This is a genomic window from Paenibacillus sp. 37, assembly GCF_008386395.1.
Lineage (GTDB): Bacteria > Bacillota > Bacilli > Paenibacillales > Paenibacillaceae > Paenibacillus > Paenibacillus amylolyticus_B.
The window spans coordinates 4,533,885-4,552,962 of record NZ_CP043761.1; the positions used below are offsets into that span (position 1 = coordinate 4,533,885).

At 42.7% G+C, this 19,078-nt stretch carries 9 protein-coding genes; all 9 read right to left on the minus strand.

All coding sequences use genetic code 11. The annotated features are described in order from the left end of the window. Positions 1-954 carry a hypothetical protein gene (locus F0220_RS19435; protein WP_105599461.1) on the minus strand — a complete coding sequence of 318 codons (954 nt, stop codon included), beginning with the start codon at positions 952-954 and terminating at the stop codon, positions 1-3. Positions 955-957: 3 nt separating this feature from the next. Then, complete coding sequence (locus tag F0220_RS19440; protein WP_146117055.1) at positions 958-2,022, minus strand: hypothetical protein; 1,065 nt, start codon at positions 2,020-2,022, stop codon at positions 958-960. 13 nt (positions 2,023-2,035) lie between these two features. Beyond that, positions 2,036-2,344 (minus strand): hypothetical protein, encoded by a 309-nt coding sequence (locus F0220_RS19445; RefSeq protein WP_146117054.1) that lies wholly within the window; start codon positions 2,342-2,344, stop codon positions 2,036-2,038. A gap of 46 nt (positions 2,345-2,390) precedes the next feature. Next, on the minus strand, positions 2,391-4,157 hold the full coding sequence (locus F0220_RS19450; RefSeq protein ID WP_105599467.1) for a hypothetical protein: 1,767 nt from the start codon (positions 4,155-4,157) through the stop codon (positions 2,391-2,393). A gap of 59 nt (positions 4,158-4,216) precedes the next feature. Then, positions 4,217-5,350 carry a hypothetical protein gene (locus F0220_RS19455; RefSeq protein ID WP_105599468.1) on the minus strand — a complete coding sequence of 378 codons (1,134 nt, stop codon included), beginning with the start codon at positions 5,348-5,350 and terminating at the stop codon, positions 4,217-4,219. Positions 5,351-5,366: 16 nt separating this feature from the next. Then, the gene (locus tag F0220_RS19460) at positions 5,367-10,055 is read right to left on the minus strand and encodes a hypothetical protein (protein WP_149846722.1); all 4,689 of its coding nucleotides are present in this window, start codon (positions 10,053-10,055) and stop codon (positions 5,367-5,369) included. Positions 10,056-10,100: 45 nt separating this feature from the next. Continuing rightward, positions 10,101-15,899 (minus strand): hypothetical protein, encoded by a 5,799-nt coding sequence (locus F0220_RS19465; protein ID WP_105599471.1) that lies wholly within the window; start codon positions 15,897-15,899, stop codon positions 10,101-10,103. Between the two features lie 101 nt (positions 15,900-16,000). Continuing rightward, entirely contained in the window at positions 16,001-17,137 is a 1,137-nt protein-coding gene (locus F0220_RS19470; RefSeq protein WP_105599473.1) for a hypothetical protein, read from the minus strand. Positions 17,138-17,150: 13 nt separating this feature from the next. Continuing rightward, on the minus strand, positions 17,151-19,070 hold the full coding sequence (locus F0220_RS19475; protein ID WP_105599474.1) for a hypothetical protein: 1,920 nt from the start codon (positions 19,068-19,070) through the stop codon (positions 17,151-17,153). Positions 19,071-19,078: the final 8 nt, after the last annotated feature.

Here is a 19,078-nt window from a genome sequence, read left to right on the forward strand (position 1 = left end):
CTATATTTGGAAAAGTAACGCTCTTTGCCCGCCACCAAGCAGTCTGGCACCATGGAAAAACTTCGGCCTTGAATACACAGGAGCTAGGTTCGAATTGTAGTAATAACGTCCATAATCTGTATTCGGATAATCCTGGTCTACCACATGAAACACGTAGTACTTGCCATCATTGCCAAGATCCAGAATTGATCCATCGGGGTGCTGGGCACTGTTTTTAAATACAATGGAACGCATACCCTTGAATTCACCCCTAGCTCCTTCAGATGGATGATAGACCATGAAAGGCGTAACATAGTATCTGGAACCCACACCTGGAGAAGGAATCGACTCAGTTCCAAAATTGTACAGTGCATACTCCGTTCCATTCCGTGAAGTCATCACAACACCTCTCGGTGTATTATATTGATCTGATGTGTTGTTATCCGAAGCGGATAAAGGCATATGTGGGAAAACGCCATAAAATTTATCGGCAATCGCCGGGTCTTCTTGCTCTAGTGGCTGGCATTTACCTAGGAATATTCTTACGGGATAAGCTCGTTCCGGGTAGTTCAGACTCTCTCCGTGAATAAACAGGATATCCTCATTCGAAATTACTGACCACTTATAGTTCACATTGTACTGCACGTTATGACACATAAATGGCGTTTCCGTCATGAATTTATCTGTGTCCACTGGTGGATTTACGAATAGATCTGGTGATGCCACATTGCTTCCCAGGTTCTTCAGCCCCCAACGAATGTTGACTCCTCTTGCATGCGCCCATACACACATGGTAAAACGCATGGATGTATTTTTTTTATTGGTAAGCAGCGCATTTCCCCAGTTGGCATAGGTTGTTTCGGCAGTATGTACCGTATCCCAGTAAGGATCGAGCGCATCTTTCAATGTGTTAACAAGTGTTGAAGTAAATAAGCTTAGCGTACTGGTAAACTCGTGTCTGCGAATCATGGTCATGCGCTACACCTCCTTCTCAATTTCGAAAAGCAGCACCCGCTGCCCACCACCGAGAAGTAAGGGGGAATCGAAGAAGTAGGGTTGACCATTGTAGTAAGCTCCATTAGTTGCAAAAAATCCCTGATGAGTTGCCGGATGCTGCTGAACATTCACATGGAATACATAATAGCGCTCATCCCCCAGATCAAGAATTGAACCATCCGGGTACATACTCGAATTTCTTAGTACGGCAGTACGTATACCGAAGAACTCTCCCCTTACTCCTTCCGTTCCATGCCAGACATAAAAAGGAGAGATAAAGTACCTTCCACCTAAACCCGGAGAAGGAACTTGAGAACTCGTTGAGAAATGATATAACGCATTACTTGTACCATTTCTTGATGTCCTCACGTAGCCTCTGCCTGTATTATGCTTCAATTCAACACCAGCAATATTCATCCCAACTGGATAATGACCAAAAATCCCCACAAAGTCATTTGCTACAAGTGGATCTTCTTCCTCAAAAGACTTCATTCTGCCAAGATATAATCTAACAGGATAGGCTGCATCGCCAATGTAATTTTGTGCCTCACCAAATAAATAGATGTAATTAAAATTAGTGAATAGAGTCCACTTCCAGTAAACATTAGGAGCATTAGATAAATTTGAATACGCTTCGTTAATGCAAGTATTCAGAGGAATTTCGGTTACAGCACCTACATTGGTATAAAGATCAGGTTTCACAATCGAACCATTATTTCTCAAACCTGTTCTAAGCATATAACTCCTAGTGCAATCTCTGCTGTAATTGGGTGTATAAAACCTAGAAACATTCATACTAATTGTGAAGAACATACTTGGATCTTTTATATTTTGAGCCGTAAGAGTGCCCAGATTTGCATCACTCCTACTAGGATGAGTCCAACTCCTTGGAATTGAATATTCATTAGATGGTTCATAAGTCCAGTTCCAATGTATATCCCCATACAAATCTTGACTAACTGTTTTGTAAAGCTCAGCAATCAAATTGGAAGAATAAGAATAAAACTCATACCGACGCAGGGCACCTAATAAAATATTTTCAGCCAACTACCTCACCTCCTTAGGCACCAAATCGGATTTTCATTTCGTGAAAGATGTTCTCTTTAAGTACGGTTAACAGAATTGATTTCACCATGTCGCTTCTCTCTGTTATGAGATTCTCTTGATAAGACTGCTCTTTATCCTCAGCTCCATCCTCTGATTCCACACCACTACTAGCAGCCTCATAAATTTCAGGTAACCCTTTTAGTGAAGGCAGAAACTTATGAGCCACATTATCAAACAGGATATTGCTTTCAAAAGCAAAGATCAGGATTTCAATTTCCTCTGTACTGAATGGCTCTAAGTGATTGCCCACTAATTTATCCATAATCGTATGTAGTGCAAACTTCACATCCTGCACGGTCCTCGTCACGTCAAATCACAACCTTTCTGATTTTTACTTGTTTGATGTTACCACTAGCATCGTATTCAAATGCCTTCTGCACTCCCTGGCCGTCATAGATCATGGTCTCAGTCTTAACGGAACCATCGGCATTGTAGGTAAACGATGTTTTCTTTAATAGCTGCGGAGTCAAGTCCACAGAGAACACTTCTTCTGACTCGATGTCACCATTGGAGAAGTAGTTATACACGACATCGAGCTCAAGTGTACTTCCTTCAAGAAAGACAAGCCTCCTCCGGATGTCCGTGTCATCGAAGGTAGCACCACCTTGAAGCACATAATACTCTGCACCGTTGTTGATTTCGCGCAGTACTTTACCCGTAATGTCACGCTGATACTCAATAGACTTGATCTGCCCGTTACTCTCGGTAACTTCCTGTCGTTCTAGATTTCCATCCGGGCTATAGAAGTGCTCAATGATACGGTTAATTCCTCCATCAATCTTCTCGGTATGTACTTTCCCATCTGGATAGTAGGTATATTCGGTTACCGAAGTGGTGTTAATAATAGACCCTCGACCAATGACTGTTACTCTGGCTTCCTTAGGCACATCAAAAGTAAACCGTATAAGCGTATCGTTATATTCAATGTAATCGTCTCCTGCATCCATGCGTATTCCATCCAGAAATACCTCTGCGGAATTCGAACCAATCACATATCTGGGCACTTGAAAATCCCTAGTCGTCGACAACCTGCTGTTAGGAGCAGAAGTGAAATGAAATACGGATTGATGCTCCATGGTGCCTCGACTCTCAGCGAGTTCAAGACGACTCTGCATGTTGTCGAGTCTGTCCTTGAGAGCATCATAGACGACTCCGTTTTTATCTTCTCTTGAAACCACAACTTCTTCAGCAGTTGCTTCTAATTGGGCTTCCATCGCTTCGATCGCCGTATGATGTGAAGCAATTGTTGCGGTCTGCTCACCAACGGTTTTTTCCAGATCATCTACACGAACTCCCAATACAGACATGTCATTTTCAATAGAACCCTTTGTTAAGAAATACCTGAAATCCAAAGCCGTAAGTGAAGTTGTTGGAGAAACTCCGACATCGAGTCCACCAATGATCATGGCATCCTTGGGCTCTTTTTGATCTGAACTATAAGAGTACTCCCCATTTTCATGAAGGAAAATATAATATGTTGTGTTTGCCACAATGTCCGGGATGCTGAATGTCTGAGTAAACTGATCTACAATAATCTTGTTGATACTGGCTCGTCCTGCATTAATCGTAACTTGAACACTGTTATTTGTATCTAGATACGTGGGGTTGGTAACACTGAGATCCTGAATGGGTTGCTTCGCTACAACTTCAATCGCTTTCTCCAACGTATCAAATCGATGATCTATGGATGCCTCTGCTCCACGTGCTTCTTTTATTTCCGTCTCCGCGAGGCTCAATCTCTTCTCATGGTCATCCTGACTCTTGGAAAGGGTGTTGACATCTGTTCTTGCTGTCAGAATATCCTGCTGAACATCATCCAGTCGTGAGCTGTTTGAGATAACCTTAGTCTCGACATCGCCAAGTCTTTGCTCATGATCTTTTACTGCATCTTGGCTATCGCTTGCAGACTCTTCTACGAGTGTGATTCGGTCGCCTAGATTGGGTTCAGACCCTCTGGCTTCTTCCAACTCTGCAAGATAGGCATCAATCTCATCATGCGTACGGACCCCAATATCACTCAATTCCTTATGACTCTTGGCGGATGATCGATGAGACTGGTTAATTCTTACTGACATTTGACCACCTCCATTCATGCCTTACATGATCTATACGTAATTACTCCAATTCGATTAAGTCATATGTATGTCGAATACATCTGTAGCGAAAATTTGACCTGGGAAGCATACCTGTCTTGAGATTCTTCCCTTTCCATTCGGAGCCAGAATGGATAGGACGCTCCTGGCAAAATAGTAAACGCGGTGATCGAGTAACTGAAGGACCCAGGAATGCCTTCAACATCAGGCGCAATCTGCACTTTATCCGTCCCGCTTGTGAGCGCAAAGGTTACATTTTTAAAGTCTCCTGATATCATGGGGTTCTTAGCAAACATTCGAACTTCTTGTGTAGCAGAACCACCTGCGGTTAAATAGCCTAGAAACCGATCCGTGTTAGGATAAAGAAGCACATCGAAATCTTCTCCTGTTTCAGGATTCGACTCTTTGTAATATAAATCTGGTGTAACCTCAAAATACATTAAGTCTCCCTTGTATAACTTAATAGAATCCATGGCCTGAAACCGATTTCCATCCGGAAGCCTAATCCCGAAATTGCCCTCAAACGGATATGGATATGGATCCATGTTAAAATGTACAACCGTTTCTTCAGATCGGCATACCCTGGACTCAAGCACAACACCCTTCTGATCGATTAGATCAACCACAGTCCCTTTGGTTAGATTGTCTACGGCAATAGATGTTCCTTTGTTAATTCGAATATACTGAACATGCATGGGGTGATCTCCTTCACCCTTCAGATAGAGACCAATCTTAGGAGCTCCCACCAGTTCTACAGAACCAATGATGTTCCAAATCAAGCCATCATCTGACCAATACGCCGTATAATAGTTATAATCTCGAATCAATCGTATCCACGGATAAGTCTTCAGCAAAGGCTTTGGCAAGGACATATCCAAAAACTCTTCAATCTCCATGTAATTATGTTCGTCTACAAACACGATAACTCCACCGTAGCATCCCTCTGTATCGGGATTGTAACTATTCTTCACATCCATGACGAATTGCTTCATATCCGTCAGAGGTTTATAGAACATATACAGTGGATCTTGACCATGTTTGAGCACCAGGCTGCCACTACCCGCTTCATAGCGAGTAGCATCGTTAGGGAGTACTTCCCATTTGGAATCCAGGTTGGAGCTTAAGAACGCATCCTCATAAATCCTGCCTGACTCTTTCAGTCTCGCAACACCCATACAGATCCTCCTTTCTTTACGTGAATAACCAGATGCGTTTACCGATTACACACATCTTAGGCCTTGCTTTCCAAACTTCCAGCAAACATTTAATAAGCGCTTCAACACACTTGTCTCCCCCACCACCTTCGCAGTAAGGAATGACATAGACGTCATCACAGATCCAGTTGGTCAGTTCCATCCAATCTAGATTAGCGTATTCGTAACTACGCGTACCCACTTCCTGAAGCGAGGTGAACACCCATTTGAATTCATGTTTGCCCTTGGGCACTGGATGTGAAAATGTATAGTATCCACCCTCGTGGGTGGATGTTTTGATCAGCTCATTGTCAATGAAGAAATCCAGCTGACAATCAAACGGTTCAGGTACCCACACCCATCTTTCGTAGGCTTTGAAGTCATACACCCGGAAGGTGGTCAGATATCGTTTTCCTGTCCAATCGCTAATTTGCCCCTTCTGATCTGTTGTAATCTCCACCTTATACTTGCTATATGGCTTGGGAGCCAGATCATTCAGTTCGAAGCCACGATACCCATCCCCGTAATACTTTTCATCCCATAACACTTTTCCGTCCTCACGTGTAATTTTTACGCGCATATTACTGATATCGCAGCCGCCCATCCAGATCGGTTTGTTATTCCAAACTTCAAAGTGAGTCACCTCAGCCCAGGATGGATCTAATTTGCTAATATCGTCAAGTTGCATCGATCCGCCCCAGATCATCGCTCCATCTCCCGGGCAGCCCTGCTCAAATCGAATGCGGATCTCGTAATTTTTCTTCTGATCTGAGGTATTCTCGACTTCAATGGAGATGATCTGATCATCTTCATTTGTGACTGGTCGAGTATCAATTACTTGGCCTTCTTCAAGAGTTTCAATGACAATTTTAGTTCCCGAACAAGCTCTACTTGTATTTTTATATAAACGAATTACATCGAGCCAGGCATGACTTCCACCATCTGGCGCAGTCGTAACTGGTCCGGGCGGATTCCATGAGTCTTCACTTGGATGCGGAGACTCTCCTTCTCCATACAGTAATCCCTGAGCGTCTCCGCAGAAAGCATCCCATGTCTCAATAAAGCTCCCCCCGCTAAGAGTGAACCCACCAGCATCCAATCCAGATGCCGTTGTTTCACCCTTTTTTTTGTGAAGGGTATACTCAATTCGATAGGTATGACCAGGTGTTAAAGTTTTAAAACTGTCTGTAAATTTTCTAGGCTCTCCATTTAATAAATTATAAGTGGCACTTCCCGCTTTCATATCTAGTGTTAAATCCCATATTACTGCTTGTACTTTCGTTTCATAATCATAATCGGGATACCCAATCAAACTATTTTTATTCTTACTGTAAGGGTCTTCAGTATGTATCTGCAAATTACCAATAGTCGCATGATAGCGGACATTTTGCTTGTTTTGATCATCATCTGGATAGATATCCGTGACACCAATACTTACTGTATATCTACCTGGTCGGGGTACATTAATTACATCAGATTGATAGGATGCTGCCGATCTTTCCCAAAATTCATTGGTGAAATTGTCATAATCAACAGTGGTACTATTGTATCCTCTGTTATTATTCTCTTCATGGATTAGCTTTTTTTGTTTTGACTGACCTTCAGGATAGAAATATACTCTAAGTTTAGCTCTTGGGTTCTTGTCTACAAGGTAACTAATAAATTTGTAGTTAAGTCTAAATTTGCCTTCACAATGAAAAGAAATTTCTATTTTTTTCGTGTACTTACTATCAAAATCAGAATCCTTATCTCCTGGCTCTGTACCTTTAACGTTTATAGAATAATAAGGTGTTCCTAAAAATTTAGGGGGTCTTACTCCTGAACTTGGAATGATAGTTGGAATAATTTTTCTTAAACCCTGAACTTTGTTATTTTTCACCGGATAAACGGTAATTTGCTCACTGTATAAGATACTTCCAGTAGGTGGAGCTTTAAAATACCGTGTGACTGTTTTACCTTCATCCAGCACTTTAATACCCTGCATACCATTATCACTATAAATTAATCCATCGTTCTTCCATCCCCACTGGCTAGACTGTGCTGAGTTTCCGTCATATGGGACTTGCCCATATTCAATTTTATGTGTTTTGGTACCTGCTAGAAAACATCTTTGTCCAAAAGGATCTGTGACTTTATCTCCTATTTGATCATTTCCTGGCTCATTTTCACTGCTATTTCCAGAATCTCCCGAACTTCCTGAACCTCCGAAACCAGGAGTATACGCCTTCCCATCCTGATATATCCAGCGAAATATATGATTACCAGCAGGAAGGGGGTACATGCAATCTGTACCTTTATCACCGTTAGATCGACTTCCTGTCCATACGCTGATGCCATCTATCTGTAATTCTAACTTCTCCCCTGTATCAAAGTCGCCACCATACTGCCAGCATATATATCCAGAGTTATTCATTGAAGCTGTAAATTCACAAATAAAATTTTGGTTATGTCCCTGCGCCCACATTACACCATCTCCAACCGGGATTGGATCAGGGGGATTGTCAGGGTTATATTGCGGAGGTTTGATATCTTTCCATTTCCAATCACCAATAAATTTCAAAGACGGTTTATAAACATCCTTCTCATTAAATAACTCTCCAAATACTTCTTTATCTCTTGAAGTCCCTTTATCTGGGTCATAATTGGAATCCATTGCAGGATAGATTCGCATGTGCTCTTTAATTTTTAATTTGGCACCAGGATTGAGCTCTGCCCTGTATGTAATCGTGTCTCCATTTGTTTGTGTAGATGCTCCAGCATCGGTTACATCCCATCCTCGTGTCACATCAACATATGAACCTAGCGGTGACGTTGTACGGTATGTATTACCAGTGTTATTACCATAGGTAAACAAATGATTCTTCTGATACTTGAATGGCTCCTCTGTCAATCGATCTTGAATATTAAACTCTATGATGTTGTGTCCAGCCTCTAATGGAATACGCACTAGTTCCCTAGCACTTTGCATGGAGGTATAGTGTACTAACATTCCGTTAACTTTCACTTCAAAAGCTTCAGTCGGTCTTAGCGAATGCGCGTAACTGAATACAAACCACCCCTCATGATCTAATATCACCTCTGTCTGTGCTATCATTTTCCCTTCCGTTGGTTCGTCCAAACGTAAAATATCTTCTTTACGGATCCATCTCGGATTTCCCGACATTAACCATTGATATTTCCCAATACCTTGTCCAAGATGAGACGGCTCCCAATGATCAATTTCTCGCGGAGGACAAGTTACTTCGAGCGCACCTCTCAAGTCCACCGTCGTATCCGGCCCTGCAACAATTTCATATTCGATTTTAGCCTGGTTGGTCTCTGTTTCTGAATATTCTCCATTCAGTATCCACTCCACACCATGCAAGGATCGAGCATAACTACCATGATCTCCATCTCCGCGTTGACTCCGCTGAACGAATTCATCATCAAAAAACAACTGATAATCATGATCGGGATACGGCTCTTCATCCACACCCATTTTGTATGCAAATGAAACCGTACCATCACATTCGTTGTCCAGATCCATCGTCATGGTTTTCTTACGCAAATCATCCGTAATGAACTGTCCTTTAAAATGGGCCTGTGCCACACTTTGCGGTGATCTTACAACCCAGTTTCCATACTCATATACGTCCTCACCATCCAGATCGTAATCTTTTGGCGCAGGCGGCTTGCGTGTATCCACAATCTCAACAACTTCAACATCCTTGATATAAATACCATTGTTCTGCCATACTTCAGGTCTCATTTTACGGATCAGCCAGTCGAACTTGTACATCTGTCCTGGCTGCAACGTAAATGCAGCTTCTTGCCATCCGCTATTCTCGCTCCATTCGCCCCCAACTTGCTGCCCATTAATATAGAACAGCATGCCATTACCGCGCTTGGCACTAGCCAGGTACTTGAACCTGATCTGTCCATAACGCTTCACACGCCAGTTAAATGTGATTTTGGATGAGTTGCCAATCTCCAGAAGCCCTAAATCCAGTTTTAAGATCATCTCTGATCCAGATTGTTCATTCCGGCCTACGGAGTGGACAGCTACCCATTCCTGATCTTCCGTTGAAGATACATATCTGAAGAAATCAGGGAATTTATTCGAGAACGGGACGTCCTTTTTCATTGAAAAGAGCGGAATCTCATATACGGTTGCATCAAAATGATTAAAGTAATTCCCACTAAAATGATGGTAGTAGGGTGCCGGACAAACGGGCAACGATACACCATGATGACTACCGCCAGGCTTCTGAGCATTTTCAAGAATCTTGTGAATACAATCTTTAATCATCTGCAGTACTCGCTGATATTGTGTTTTATCTGGAGGCTGCTGTTGTTCTACCCACCATTCAATCCTGCGATACATATTCCACAGTGCTTCACGGCATCGTACACTCGCATACCACGACTTATCTTTCAGATATTGCTCAATGATTTGATCAATACTATTTTCCAGTGCATCCAATTGAACCGTCTGCCATCGTCCTATCTGACCGTAACCTGGATCACCCAGAATAGGATTATTTTCTTCGCCATGCCGGTCCGTTTCACTCCTCGGTGCATTGGGACTCTGCGGTAAATACGCAGGGTTATTGGGGTTGCCGTAACTTTCGTCCGCAATCTTCGCTCTCATATTCGCGAACAATACACCTTTCTGTGATTTGGAGAACAAACCAAATGTATGACCCATACCAATCACCTCCCAATCTCTCTATACGACAAAAAGAGCACCGAGTTAATCGGTGCCCGTCAGATCATATTGCAATTTCGAGTCTGTGTAGATTTGGAGTTTGTTTTTCATGACAGACACGGACAATGTATACCATTTATCCTTCTCCCACTTAAAGGGTTGCATCGGAGAACCCACTGCAGTTGGATTGCCAGCAACGATTTTGTATAGCTGCATCGGCGTTCTCATATCCAGACTGTTATCGCTATCTCCTCCGTGAACCATAAACATCCAATAATTATTTTCATCGAAGTATTTGAAAATAATTCCTGCGCCATCCCCATCCGTACTTGTATCTACCTTAAAATCAATGGAGAACTTATACGTCTCAGCCAGGAAATTATTTCGGTACCATCCGCTGATGTTCTTCGTATCTTCCTTGGAATAAAACTTTCCAAGCAATTGATCCCGATCCCAATCGCCTTGACCGAATTTAGTCCAATCGTCTGACTGGGATAATTCCAGCGCATCCATATCCTTGGAATACGGATAGTACACATTAAACGGATCATTCGGATCATAGTCCTCTGGAACACCCAATCCCCCTTCCCAATCTTCAGGATCCATCCCTCGATCGAGCAGATCTTTCGAGTAATCGAATATGAGACCCTGTGCCATGGTATCCATCATTGGAATGTAAGCCTCAGTGGATTCCCGTTCAGCCACCGGGTGATCCGTCAGTGTGAAGCTCTCACGTGGTTCCATCTTGGCTTCGTGATACATTTCCATAAGATGAGCTGTTCTCTCGGGAAGGAACGCGTGCAACTGTTCCAGATACTCTGCTCTTTTCTCAGGTCTTTCAGCGAAAATAAAACCTGTGATGACTTGAGAACAGCGTTCTTCAAATGAAGCCATGAGAGAATCAGGATCCTCAATTTCAGACAATCTGGCGTTCGCTATACCAGTCGGCAACTCTCTTTCTATGCTGGATTCACGTTCCACAGTTTTCCCTTTAATATCATCTTCACTAAGATAACCCGGGTCTATTAATTTACTACCAAAGCTCTCGCCGTCATTAACAATGTAACTTGAGTATGAAAGACTATTTCCGTACCTTAACTCGTCTCCTGAGAATGCAAACCTCTGGAGTGAGGTCCCATATATCCCATCAAAATGCTCACCGGCTCGTCCCCCCCCAACACCACTTTCCATTTCATGTGAATGACCATATCGATCCATTTTCCCCGCTGCGAATTGCTCCCATTCCAGAGTCGTGCTTCTTAACAAGTTCATTCCAGAATCCAATTGATGGTTATACGCTTCATAAGAACTTCTGGAGCTCATGAACGAGTTATCTTCAATATGAACGTCTCTCGTTTTAAGGTAAGCATATTCGCTTTGGATCAGGTCTAGCTGTTTATATTGGAAGCCAACCAGTTCCATGTCCAAAATGGATTCATTAAATTCCTTGTTTCCGTCGAACATGTCCTGATCCAACGATCCATTTCGCAGTTTCACTACATCATTGATCGTCTCATGGGTATGCGCCCATCTTTCAGCTTTTACCCCCAAAAGGTTGTCATGCAGGAATGCTGATCTATCCTCTTTATTTAACTCAAGCGTTTGGGTCACATCAGCTTCTTTACCGTTTTTAAACGCATGAATTTGCACATCAATAGTGGAATCTTTGGCATTTTTCAGACCATACATGTTCTCTTCCAAATATCCATATTGCGGTTTGTCAGCGAGCAGATTCTCCTCCAAATTGCCGTACTGAGGTTTATCCGCTGAGAGCACGATTTCTGTTGTTCCATACTTCAAGTTTGTTCCACCAACAATCTCAACCGGAACATCACCGTATTTCAGATTCGTTCCGCCAACAATCTCTACAGGTATATCTCCATAACTGAGCCCCGTCCCACCCACGGATTCCACTGGAACATCTGCATATTTCAGATTTGTACCGCCTAGTGGTAGCGTGAGGTCCATGTAACCATATTGCGGTTTATCCGCTATAAGTTGTTCTTCAAGATTAGCAATCTTTTCAATAATGCTATCAGTTGTCTCATGAAGGTAAACGTCATGAGTATGCTTATAGGCAAGAATCACATCATAATCCAGTGCCGAATCCTTTGTACTCTTTATCGAATCATAGATCAGTTCAACCAAGTTGGTATCTCTGAACCCTTTACCACCGTACCAACCCTCACCATGCAATTCACTCAAGCGTAACTTGACAACTTCACTCTCAATCTCGTGGACTGATGCCTCTTTCACGATTCTTGTAAAATGGTTATCTTCAAGCATGAGGGATAATCTGTTCATGTTATCCGAAATGATTTCAACGTTCAATTGTCCTTTGCGCATGATGGAATGAGCCGTCAGCATATCGTCAAGCTTCGCAGATTTCATTACAGTAGTGGCTAGAGATATCTCATCTTGCACCGATCCATATCGAACTACCCTAATCGCTTCAGGAGCATTATTTATCAAAGTGGATTCCCAAGCTTGCCGCATACCTGCATTAAACTCAATGTCCATCGCACTTTCTCTTGCCCACAATGAACCAAGCGTATATCCAATTTCAGCTACTCCCTCTCGATATTTTGCGCTGCTTGTGGAATAGTCGTTGCTGAGCAGTGCTGATCTCCATTCCATAGTCGCCAGTGAGTAATCGATATCAATAGCTGCCTGACGTGGTTCAATCATGCCAATAGAATAGCTCTCATTCAAATACAACTGTCTGATCTTGGCTGTGCCTATGGAGTACTCACCACTGATTAAACCTTCTCTTATTGGATTAGTACCCATAAGTTGTTGATCATACGAGTATCCCTCACGAGTCTTTGACGTTCCAATAGCATATTCGCTGTTCAAAAGCATCTGGCGCAAGTTCGTGCCACCCATGGTGTATTCATCATCAATTATTCCATATCGATACCGGGAAACCCCGCCCATATTAAATTCGGTATGAATCACACTCACACGGTTCATGTTGGAACTCACGATATGATGGTCGAGAGCCATTCCGTTCCGTTTGTCTTTCACACCTATCCCGTATTCATCAAAGGCTTGTCCTGTGCGTTCAACCTGACTTCCTTCATACGCTGGGTCATCAGGGAATAATCCCCCTCCAGGATTCAGATAACCTAATGAATCTTCTAACTCAATAATAGCCGGTCTTGCATTAAAATCGGCGCCGTAAATGACTTCCGTAATTTCGCCATGCTGATCTTCCTTTACTTTCACTCCCTCGAAAACGTCTGTCTCTAGTGTGGAGTTACGTCTGTCGAGTTCGGCCAATCGAGATTCATCTTCAAGTACTGTTATGCTCAAATCTTTGGATGCTTCTGAGAGTCCCGTACCTATATCACCAAGCTGAGATTCCTTCGCACCTTCGAAATTAAAGGAAATGATGCCTGATCTGCTTCCTTCTTTATCAGCTGTTAAGATCCCACAATCGATTAACGCATCTACCCGCTCTCTAACCCCAGCCAAAAACGGTTCATCGAAATAAAACGAAGCGTCTGCATTATTCACAGCTTCCATCATCATTTCCAGGATGACTGCCGGACTGTTCTCCAAGATCTCCCCGACGATAAATTCCTCGTCCAGATATCCAGGGTATGCTTTATTCCCCAACCATCCTCCACCAACCAATTTGTCCAAAAGCTCATCCCGAATCATGGTTGGTCGACTACTTTCTCGGATAGATTGCAGGATCGTTTCCAGATGTAACTTTTTACGATCTCTATGTAACACAAGTGGTTTCTCTGTCAGATGTACATGCTTCTGTTCGTCGTTCTTTCCATACGAATTTAGCTTTTCGAGCATGGTAGAACGTAATAATTCTTTGTCAGCCAAATGGTCCTCAGACTCAGGTAACCACAAATCATGAGCCAACGCTCTTTCTGCCGTTGTTGAACCAGCCGTATAACTTTCAAAGAATGCTTTTCTTTCTGCACCTTCTTCGCTGTTCGGGATGTACAAATTCTTTTTCTCTGTTTTTGCAGTATGGAAGTTATCCTCAATATAGCTGTCTAATTTGTTTTCCCTTTCACCAAGTGAATGCTTGTTAAGTACTTCAAGAGCCTCTACATTCACTCGTTTGCCCAGCCTACTTTCCCTCTCCACATACCCAGGAACCTTACTGATTCTTCTGCTCTCCTGCAAATCTCTGAAAACAAAGCCGTACTCCGTACTTTCACGATAAGCCTGTTCTGCCTGTCGGTTCACCTCACTATGGACTACATAAATCCGTTGTGCCTTTGGACGCTCATGCTCAATATACATTTTCTCCAAATAAACTCTTTGCCCCGTAGTCAGATCACCTAAGACGTTCATATCTTTCGTTTGATCCCGAGCTGCCCAAGGAAACTGCCTTTCCACATCCGTAATAGTCCCTATATCTCTGGATGCCAGAATGATACCGGATGCTGTAGTTGCCGGATGTTTGTCAATCATTCTGTGAGCTTGGAGCGGATGCCAAAGGGTATCACTCGGACGAAAGACTAACGCATTTCGATGTTGGTCACGGCTACTTTGACTGAGATCATCATGAAAGTAAAGTTGCTTGTTGACTTCTCGCGTACTTCTCATTTCGGTATGCAGAACAGTGGGGTACTGACGTTCCTTCAGTTTGGCAAGTACATTCTCATGAGTTGTCATTTCATTCTTAATAACCCTCGTAGCCTGATTCAGTTGTGAGCGAAACATATTCTCTTCGATCTCTCTCATTGCTTGAACAATATTGCCTGTAGTCGTTCCACCAAACGTTGTTTCTCGCATAGCTGTCCCTAGTGTTTGCATGAGTGTCAATTGGGATGTGTTAGAGATTCTTTGGGCTAAAGGCAACGTGCGATCAAGGTGCATATACTTTATTTCCTGAAAGCGACGTATATATGCAGTAGACATATCAGAGAGAATAGATAATTGCTGATGATCATCTACTCTTTTCCCAATCATGACAGCTTGTTCGGCAAATGTTTCTTTATGACCATCACGTAAACCTAGCAGATCCCGATATAGAAATTCCACATCTTGTTTGCTTACCTTCCTGGATTGAAGACTACTCTCCAGTTCTGTACTTCTGAAGTGGTCCTGAATGGCTTCTAGCAAAAAATCATTTTGTGTCCGGCGTCCGATGATCTTCTCCACTTTCTCGAAAACCTCTGCCACATCCATATCCGGTTTGTCGTTTCGAACAGCGTATATCCATTGCTTAATTTCCAGTTCAGAGCTGCTATCTTGCTCCGCACTATCTGCATAATCCGCAATCATCCCAAATTCACTAACCCTGAAACTGATTTTTCCTGGCTCCAACTTATCCAGATTCTTCACAAAGTTACGAGTTAGACCCAAATTACGGACAATCTTTAACTCTTTATCGTTATCTACTCGCCAGCCCTCTGACATATTTTCATGAATGAATGAATCCTTTAATCCTCCGGGCCTGTGGCCTTCGTCTTGATGATCCATTTCCAAAGCTTCAATTAACGCAGATCGCTCCATTTCGAACGAAAATTCCATGACATCGCCTTGCTTGGTAGCTGAGCTCGATCCTTCCATGGAACTGTGCAAAAGTCCTTCTTTATCCTGTTTAGCATCACTTAGGACAATAAATCGTTCTTCTCCTTCCAGATCCTTGCGAATCGCTTCCACAAGTTGATGATTAAACCCATGTGAGATCGATCTTGCCATGTAGAAATCAAGCATCAGGACACTTGGATACCGGCTGTAAGGCATATATATAAATCGATAATCCTCAGGCCTGCTTCCTGTAGTTCCGACTGTAAACAGGTAACCGTACTGAGTTGTCGTGTAATCTATAACGGTGAAATCAAACTTATTGACTACTTGACTCACGTCACTGCCCCCCTTCCAACTAAAAAAAGGGAACCCTGAGTGGAGTCTCAGAAAGTTCCCTCTCACTGAATCTATACGACTCAGCTTTGATTCAGTTTAACTTACGCCGTATAACGGACTTCCTTCAGAATAGCTACACCCATGCGTTGGTTGGCAGACAGATTCATGAAATTCTGTGCCGTATCGGTATCAAAGTAACGATACACCTCTTGGTCCCAAGACTTGCCTTCCACATCAATAATTAACTCATCTAGATGAAGGATATTATGCTTCGTAACCGCGATGCAGTTATCGAATTGACCGCGGTAGCCCTCGTAAGGGTGAACCACGTAGATCGGAGACAAGTGATATTTGGATGTCCATTTGGACGCTTGGAAGCCTTGAGGCTCCAGTTCCAACCCCGTATCCCCCAATTCCGGATCTTGATAAGCTTTCCCCTTCGGTGGAGCTTGAGTAATAAAGGAAGGATAGTGCTGCTGGAATTCAATACCTGATTTGGTTTTCAACATCTGAAGTGTGTTGTTACCTGCAGAAGTATATTGACCGTAGTAATACGTTCCTGTTGTTGCAATCTGAGAGATATCTGGTTCTTCGATTACTGCTCCAGCTGTCAGCATTACGTTTCCGTCTACGTCATTCAGGTTGTATTTGAACGGTTTCAATGCACCTGCATACAGGAAGGATTTTTTGTAATCAAGGAAGTTTACTGCTGGGTCCGCAACGAGAACCATCGCCAAACGATTGTTCATGACATTTACATACATGTATACAGGTTTTTCTTTATTCCGATCCGTTGGTGTATAGTTTTCCAGTGCCCATTGGTAGAGTACCGGATGTCCTGTTAGCTTGAATGTAGGGCGAGTGGTAACTGGTAGTGTAGTTGGTTCGCTGCCTTCCAATCCTTCAAGCAGCTGAACAGTCAACGTACTATGCTCCTCATAGGCGGGAACTGGTGCAACAACGCGTGGTACCAGAGCATGATTAATGAAACTTACATAGAAATGTTTAATAATCGGTGTTGCTTGTGTTCCAATGGTCATGATCCCGCGAAGAATAAGTTCCTGAATACGGTCACTACTGTCCTTTTCCTCGTAGAATACTTCCCACAGATTTTGTTCCTGAGACTCGCCTGCAGTGGATTCAAATGGGAAACTCTTAAACCCTGTTACTTCCTCTTTCAGTTTTGTCAACACGTCCTGTGAAGTGGTGATTGTTTCTACATATTTAAAATTTGCCATTATGTAATCCTCCTTATTTTATCTCTTTCAAAAATGCAATCGTAATTACATCTGGTGATGGGGAATGTTTGAATAGATTCAACGGACTCTTGATACTGAAAAACTTGTAAACCTCTGTCCATGTACCCAACGCAGGTTTGGAAGGATCTTTGAGAATTTCTGTATCTACGATTAATTCATCGCGATTGACCAAGTTATGGTCGTATATCGCAACTACACCGTCCATATAACCCCGATATCCTTCTGCCTGATGCACGAGGTAGATTGGACTAGCATGATACTTTCCTGTCCAGAGGGATTTCTGGAACCCATCTGCATCTACAATCAATTTCGAAAGACCCGGGGGAAGTTTACCCACAGAAGGATAGTTCGGAAGATGCGAAATAAATGCCGGGTAATACCGCTGGAACAAGACATTACTGCGTGTCTTCAACATGGACATGGAGTCCATACCATTTGAAGTGTACTCACCGTATTTGGCATAGATATCCGGATTAAGATCCGTGAGAATATCATTTTTCGTATAACCTGTCATATCTGTTCGCAGATCACCCATGCCAACGGTGACACCAAAGTTTCCTCCATGGTCGTAATCATTGAACGGAACGATCTTGCCTATGTATCCAAAACTGCGGTAATAGCTATGAATATTCGGTGAAGGATCACCTTCCAGAACAAGAACTACTCGATCATTGTTTACCGATAAAGTGTAAGCTACCAGGTAATCCGGTCTGCGTTTTTTGTTAGGCAACCATGAGGTTGTAGAATGTCTGCCGTGGAAAAAGCGAGCTGCCGGACTTACGATCTCTGTCTTGCCATCATAGTCCAACTTCCACTTCGTGGACGGTGGGATGAATGTTTTGACAATCGTATCTGTGTTCCACATCTCGTAAATGGCTTGTGCCTTGGCTTGATCTATAACTGTAGGCGTTAACCCCGGTTTAACCGTAGCTGGATCACAAGCTCCTCTGTATGTGGTCGTTGAATCTCCACTTGTGTTTGTACCTTCAAACTCTTCACCATAATAAATATTAATATAGTTCCAATCATTCGTAGGTTGTTCCAACATTACAGAGTACTCTCGCACAGGAATACCAGTTGGTACAGTTGGCGTACCTTTAACTACTACTCTAGAAGGCACATCATGAACAGGATCTGCAGTATAATAACGCTCAGTAAACGTGTATTTTGATTTACCGGGTTCCACGAGACTGTTCTTTAAAGTTGTCCATGGACTATAATAATCGTAATATCTTACATACTCCCACTGATAAGCCGTCTTAAGAGCATAGTTCCAGTCATCCGGAAGTTCCGTAACCAGTTCAAATTCATTCCAGTCATCCAAGTAAACTACTTCATCGGTACTAAGAGTTTGTCTCTGTTTTACGATATACGCAGAAACACCATCAGGTTTAGTAAGATCTGTGACCAAAATAGCAAGTTGATTAGGAACGTCTACAAAAATATTAGCCCCTGTCTTATCTGTATAAGAAAACTGAACGACCTGAACCTTTCTTCCCGTCTTATAGTTACCATAATCCTTATCTCTTACTTTAGGTAGTTCACTACCCTCTACAACTGGATTCCAATAAACTGAACTCACTTCGTAAAGAAAACCATCATTTTCAACAGCAGGTGTTCCATTCTTGAATTTAAGTTTACTGTAGTCAGGAATTTTAATCACATCATACAAATTACCATCCGTATGAAGGTACTTCCCTTGGATATTAGGCCGAGTTTTAGGGGTATAGGTTACCCAATAATCTTGCTCTGCCTCGTATACCTTCTCCCAGCGATTGGCGTCAATTCCGCCCTCTACTCTGGGAATATCAGCACCTACGATTTCATCGGCCAGCGTGTTGATCAATTTTTGTGCTTCCGACTCTCCGTCAATATAAGCGGCAAAGTTCGTCTGCGGTTTTTGCAGTGCCATCGTCACCC